Source organism: Phormidium sp. CCY1219, from assembly GCF_035615515.1.
In the GTDB taxonomy this organism is placed as follows: domain Bacteria; phylum Cyanobacteriota; class Cyanobacteriia; order Cyanobacteriales; family Laspinemataceae; genus CCY1219.
In genome coordinates, this window is the sequence record NZ_JAJENT010000533.1 from 24,798 (window position 1) to 31,229 (window position 6,432).

The 6,432-nt window shown below is 48.7% G+C and carries 4 protein-coding genes; 3 read left to right on the forward strand and 1 reads right to left on the reverse strand.

The annotated features are described in order from the left end of the window. The first annotated feature begins 131 nt into the window (after positions 1–131). From LKK83_RS14705 to LKK83_RS14715, 3 genes are all read left to right on the forward strand, one after another. Positions 132–1,451 (forward strand): sensor histidine kinase, encoded by a 1,320-nt coding sequence (locus LKK83_RS14705; protein ID WP_324631943.1) that lies wholly within the window; start codon positions 132–134, stop codon positions 1,449–1,451. Positions 1,452–1,578: 127 nt separating this feature from the next. Next, entirely contained in the window at positions 1,579–2,262 is a 684-nt protein-coding gene (gene phoU, locus LKK83_RS14710; RefSeq protein ID WP_324631944.1) for a phosphate signaling complex protein PhoU, read from the forward strand. A gap of 1,162 nt (positions 2,263–3,424) precedes the next feature. Then, complete coding sequence (locus tag LKK83_RS14715) at positions 3,425–5,206, forward strand: iron uptake porin (RefSeq protein WP_324631945.1); 1,782 nt, start codon at positions 3,425–3,427, stop codon at positions 5,204–5,206. Between the two features lie 192 nt (positions 5,207–5,398). Here the strand turns inward: LKK83_RS14715 and nadC are convergent, their stop codons facing one another. Continuing rightward, complete coding sequence (gene nadC / locus LKK83_RS14720) at positions 5,399–6,265, reverse strand: carboxylating nicotinate-nucleotide diphosphorylase (RefSeq protein ID WP_324631946.1); 867 nt, start codon at positions 6,263–6,265, stop codon at positions 5,399–5,401. Between the last annotated feature and the right edge of the window lie 167 nt (positions 6,266–6,432).

The following is a 6,432-nucleotide window of genomic DNA, read 5'->3' on the forward strand; positions in this document are numbered from 1 at the left end:
TCGAGAAATAGGCGATCGGGTCACTATAGCAGAATTTGGCCGATTTCCACTGCCCAGTTTAAGGAAATATCCGCTCGGATTCGATGGCTGAGCCGCATTTGCTTTCAATGATTAAGGAGAAATCAGGCTAGATGGCTTTAGTCGCATTTTTCCTCGGACTTGCCCTAGGGATGGGGTTTTGGCTGGGCGAGCAATTATGGCTCCGCAAACAGTTGCGGCAATTTTTGGGTGGATTGCCAATGGATTCGTTTGGCTTATATATGCCAATGATGTCGCGTCTGCGGCGAGCTATTTCCTTAATCAGACAAGAGCAACAAGAGCTAGAGGTACAACTGCAAACCTGGCATCAATTAGTGCAACTCGCCCCGATTGGATATCTTCAGGTGGATGAAGAAAACCAGCTCTTGTGGTGTAACGAGCAAGCACAACAGCTTTTGCAGATTCAAAAATGGGAACCCCACTCGCCTCGGTTGCTGCTGAAGTTCGTGCGATCCTACGAGTTAGATCAACTGATCGAGACCACTCGTCAGCAACAAAAGCCTCAAATGCGAGAGTGGGTATTTCATCCGGCGTGTCAAAGCGGATCGGATGTGGGGAAAACGCGATCGCTCACCCTGCGCGGACATAGCTGCCCCTTAAATAACGGTCAAGTGGGGGTGTTTTTAGAAAACCGACAACCCTTAGTCAGCCTCGCTCAAAACCGCAACCGCTGGATTTCCGATTTGGCTCACGAACTCAAAACCCCCCTGACTTCAATTCGCTTAGTGGCGGAAGCGTTACAGGGACGTCTGGAGCCTCCTTGGCGTCAGAGAGTGGAGCGTTTGTTTGAGGAAACCAATCGATTGATTCAGCTCGTCCAAGACTGGTTAGAACTCAGCCAAATGGAAGTGGATCCCGGGAACAATCTGGCTTGCAAATCGGTGGAACTCCATGGGTTGATTCAGTCAGTCTGGCAGACCTTAGAACCTTTAGCTCGTCAAAAACAGCTACATCTAGAGTATTCTGGCTCAGATGCGGTATGGATTCAAGCCGACGAATCCCGCATCTACCGCGTATTTCTCAATATCCTCGATAATAGCATTCGCTATACTCCCGATCGCGGCACCATTCAAGCCATCGTCACTTTGCTTTCTGGAGAAGAAACGCCTACGATAGTGGAAGTTGGGGATCGGGCTTGGGTTCAAATCGATATTATAGATTCAGGATCGGGCTTTAGTGATTCGGATCTCCCTTACGTGTTCGATCGCCTTTATCGCGGAGATCCGGCTAGATCTCGGCAAGTTGCTGACTCTAGCGACCGAAAAACCAAGGCTTCTGGGGTGAGTGCCGGTTGTGGTCTGGGGTTGGCGATCGCTGACCAGATCGTTCGCGCTCATGGTGGATCCATCAAAGCCCGAAATCACCCCGAAACCGGCGGCGCTTGGTTGCAAATTAAACTCCCCTCTACTTGATGAACTTCCTGGGCGATCGTTCCCCATTTCTGAGGCTGGAGTTTTCCTAACTGTTTTCGATTTTAACTGTGGCTTTTGGGTGCAGTTGTTTCAATCTGTTGATTTAGTAGATTTATTCTAACTACCGATGGCTTCCATCGCTCGGCTCACTCCTTCGTCCTCCAATTCTAATTCTAGATTGACTCATTTTAAGCGAAAAGTTAAACGCTTAGAGCGGGATATTTTGCGAATGGGTGCCTTAGTGGAACATTCTTTCCGGCTAAGTCACCAAGCTTTGTTTGCCCGAGATTTATCCTCCGTTGAGGCAATTGCTGGAATTGATAAACAAATCGACCGCTTCTATCGCCAAATTGAGGCAGACTGCGTTCTTTTGATGACACTGCAAGCTCCCGCCGCAATGGATTCCCGCTTGCTGGGAGCCTTTATGCAGCTCGTGCGAGACCTAGAGCGCATTGGGGACTACGCGCAAGATATTTCTGAAATTGCGGTTAAACTTTTTCCCTATCCCCCGCATCCTTGTATGCCTCAAATTGAAGAAATGTCCCATCACGCTCAAGCAATGCTCGCTACCAGTCTGGTGGCACTCGCCGATCTCGATGCTGAAGTCGGTCAGCGGGTCAAACAGCTAGACTGTATTGTTGATGATGCCTACCATCATCTCTATGCTACTTTAGCCAATCAGCGAGATGTGAAAGGAGTAGTCGAACCCCTTCTATTATTAGCATTACTGATTCGTCATCTCGAACGAATGGCTGACCATGCTACTAATATCGGCCAACGAGTCGCTTACATTGTAACGGGTCATCGATGAGTGTTTCACTGCCAAAATTTATTCCCCTCTGCTGCAAAAAAGATTGGATAAACCTACAGTTTGACACTGGTGTGTGCCCCTATTTCGATGAGTCGCCAGGGAAAATGTTGGAAGACTTCCTTGGGGGTATCTAATGGTCTGTTTGAGGGGGGAAGGTTTCGCTAAGCCGGAAATTTTTAATTAGCCGCGATCGCGCGTTTTTGTCGGAGGCAAGTTAGACATCAGTCACATATATTTGCGCCAAAAATACGAGCCAATTACTTCCGCTTTATCAATTTATTTATAATAGCAGATGTTCGGCAATAGCGAGCGGTAATTTTTTTCTGCAAGCGATCGGGTTAATCATCATCAAAATAAAATTTAACGCCAATTACGTTCATTTCTTCCCTTGAATTGACGAAAGGATAAAAATAAAGCGTCTTGCCAAACCTCCAAAATTTATGGGAAGATGACTGAGTTTATAAGGACTTAAAGCTCGATGCACCAGCTCCAGGGAAACAGGGAAAATACCTATTTCCACAAAAAAGTCAAATGCATCAATCTGGATAGGCTGGTGATGCAAAGCAGTTTACTTTTTCTAATACAGTAATGCTATTTTATAGGCTCACAAATTGCCTCTCTACAGCTTGAAGCCGAGCTGTAAACAGTGTTCAAACGGCGATCGCCCCCGGGTTGATTCTGGCAAACGCGGAGCAGTTATAACCCAAGCCGGAGCTAAAGAGTCGCTGACAGTGACTTACCGAAAACCATCACCAAAACACTCCTAGGGTGGTATGTGGTTAGAGGAAAGATTTACAATCGCCATTTTAGGTAGCTTACAATGCCTAGTTGTCGGTATAGCAGCCAGCCGGGAAGCCACGGAAACTCTTAACCTGATGATTACCTCATCTTTATCTGGAACCCAAGACTTAACCTATGATAGGATGAGGAAAAAATTGATAAAAAATTAAGTGAAAAAGTTTTAAAATTATGAGTCTGGAAAATCCTCGCTCGGTTGAGCAGCGTGCCGAGGCAGTTTTATGCTAAATTTCATTCAGGCTAAATTTCAGTTTGGGGTGCTGTTAGGGTAGCTTCTCAGGTCTCCGACACCAAGGAGGCGATCGGGAAGCAAGCTCCCACCCCAAAAGCTGAGTTGCACTAATTAGCAAGGTGTGAGGAAAAAATGATGATGTCAAGGGTGTTTTGGCAGACTCTGCAATTCAGTTCGGCAGCCGTGAGTGCGGCATTGCTACTGTCCAACCAAGGAATGGCAACCGAAGTACCCGCCAACTCGGCAGTTTCCGAGTCCCCGTCTGCGGTGGCAAACCAGGAAGAGAATTTGCTACAACAACTCAAGCAATACTCTGGAGATAACCTAGACTACAGCTCAGGCAAGGCAGCACAGGGAACTGTATCAGCTACAGGTTCCCCGGTGGAGTCCAACCCAGCTACAGCAGATCCACCGGGGACTTTACTCCAAGAACTGAACCAGTATTCGCAAGTCAATTTTGATGAAGGCCCCCTAGAGCAAGTAAATTCCGTGACGGATCTGTCTGATGTTGCCCCCACAGACTGGGCATTTCAGGCGCTACGCTCCCTAGCTGAACGTTACCAATGTCTGTTAGGGTACGACGATGGCACCTATCGGGGTAATCGGGCAATGACCCGCTATGAATTTGCTGCCAGCTTGAATGCCTGTTTGCTGCGAATTCAGGAAATCATCGACAGTATAGAGCTACCAGATAATGACTTAAGCGCAATTGAGGCGTTACTCGAGGAATTTGGTGCGGAACTGGCGACCTTGAGGGGGCGAGTGGATGCGATCGAAGTCAGAGTAGCGGAATTAGAAGCCAATCAGTTCTCCACCACGACCAAACTCGGCGGTGACATTTTGTTTGCGATCGCCGATAGCTTTGGCGATGGGGCCACCCAAGGAGATAGAAGTGAATTTGCGTTTGGTAACCGGGTGCGTCTGACAATGGATACCAGCTTCACCGGAGAGGATCGCCTGCGAACTCGGTTACAGAGCGCCAACATGCCTGGGTTCAGACGCGACGTCACCGAAACCAACATGACCCGCTTATCGTTTGATACCGATACGGATAACGCTTTTGAAATTGACGAGATTTATTATCGTTTTCCTTTGGGTGACAGGGTAACGGTACAAATCGACGCGGCGAATGTGGAATTCTACGATGCCCTCGTTAATCCGTATAGCCCCATAGCCAGTAGTAACAGTGGAGCGCTATCCCGGTTTGGACGGTTTAACCCGGTGCTGCGACAAGGGAGTGGTGGCGCTGGTTTGAACATCGATTACCAATTCAGCGATGCGATCGGAGTGAATGTGGGATATATTGCCCCGGATGCAGCAACCCCGACAGCGCGCAACGGACTATTTGACGGTGAATATGCTGCCTTAGCTCAGCTCAACTTCACGCCTACGGATAATATAGGAGTAGGGATTACCTACATTAATTCTTATTATCCCGGTGGATCGGGTCTGGTGGGCAGCACTGGCAGTAGTTTTGCCAATAATCCATTTGGGGGTGTGGCGACTTCCGCCAATACTGTGTCGGCTCAAGGGAGTTTAGGGATTACTGACCAAATCGAATTAGCGGGTTGGTTTGGTTGGGTCAATGCTCAAGCCAAAGAAAGTTCCGGTGGGGTGAGCGATGACGATAATGCCACTATCCTGAACTGGGCCGCAATGGCAGTGGTTAACGATGTGGGCAAAGATGGCAGCTATTTAGCTTTTCTCGTCGGTCAACCGCCGAAAGTGACGGACAATGACTTCGATTTGCGTGAAGATTCCGATACCTCGTTGCATTTCGAGGCTCTGTATCGTTACCGCCTCAGCAGTAATATCGAAATTACTCCGGGCTTTTTCCTGGTTACGAATGCAGAACACAATGAGGAGAACGATACCGTTTGGGTGGGAACGATTCGCACGCGGTTTAAATTCTAGACCCGACCGAGTGCAAATTGGGTTCTAGAACTGGCGTTGGGGAGATCCCCCTCGTCATGGTTCGGTTCGATCGGACTGGAGAATCTGACAAGAGCAGAATATTGGTGAAAAATCTGCTCGCCCACTTGACGAAGACAATCTTAGTGATGCAAAGAGGCGCTCGGAGCCAGCCGAGTGCCTCTTTTTTATTGGTTAGGAGCGGATTTTCATACTCAAGTCGAGCCAGGTAGAGCGAGTAATGGGGGCGCTGGTGGAGATGTAGTCCACGCCGGTTTCGGCTACCGCTCGGATGGTGTCGAGGGTGATGTTTCCGGAGGCTTCTATGAGGATCCGGTTATTGTGCTGACGAATTAATGCCACACCTTGACGCATCCGATCGAGGGGCATGTTATCGAGCATAATAATGTCTGCTCCATGTTTGAGAGCTGTTTCCACATCGGCGAGGGTTTCCGTTTCGACCTCGATGGTTAAGGGGTAGGGAATTTGGGAACGAATCGACGCGATCGCCGCGCCAATCCCCCCTGCAGCGACAATGTGATTGTCTTTGATCATTACAGCGTCATCCAGTCCCATGCGATGATTCCTGGCTCCACCCACTTGAGTGGCGTACTTTTCAAGGAGCCTAAGTCCCGGGGTTGTCTTGCGAGTGTCCACAAGCTGCACCGGGAGATCGGCAATTTTCTCCACATACTGGCGGGTGACAGTGGCAATGCCACTCAGACGCATGACTAAATTAAGGGCAACTCGTTCTCCCATGAGCAGGGTATCAAGTGGGCCTTCTAAGCGAGCGATCGTCTGTCCTTGCTCAGAAAATTCACCTTCCGCAACGGATGGTTCAAACTTGACTTGCGACTCTAACAGATAGAAGACGCGACGAGCGACTTCTAATCCTGCAATGACTCCAGGCTCTTTGACGAGCCACTCGCCGACACCCCAGGGAGCTTCTCCTATATAGAGGCTGCCACTGGTGCGATCGCCGCGACCAATATCTTCTAGCAACCATCCTCGCAGTGTTGGATCCAAAACGATCCAAGGAGGTAAAACCGCTTTTTGACTCATTATGCAAACCGCCTCCACTCAAAACGACTGATTATCACGAGTTTTATTGTCCCTTAAATCCCCACCCTGCAAGGCTTTTAGGCAGAACCGAAAAAAAAATCCAAAATTTTTTCAAAAAAGGGTTGACATTCCCGAATGGGGTTGTTACATTAGTAAAGCGCCTGAAG

Excerpts from the sequence above, each read along its gene's own strand:
- phoU (WP_324631944.1), top strand. The coding sequence starts at position 1,579 with ATGGCTTCCATCGCTCGGCTCACTCCTTCGTCCTCCAATTCTAATTCT.
- nadC (WP_324631946.1), bottom strand. The coding sequence starts at position 6,265 with ATGAGTCAAAAAGCGGTTTTACCTCCTTGGATCGTTTTGGATCCAACA.
- LKK83_RS14705 (WP_324631943.1), top strand. The coding sequence starts at position 132 with ATGGCTTTAGTCGCATTTTTCCTCGGACTTGCCCTAGGGATGGGGTTT.
- LKK83_RS14715 (WP_324631945.1), top strand. The coding sequence starts at position 3,425 with ATGATGATGTCAAGGGTGTTTTGGCAGACTCTGCAATTCAGTTCGGCA.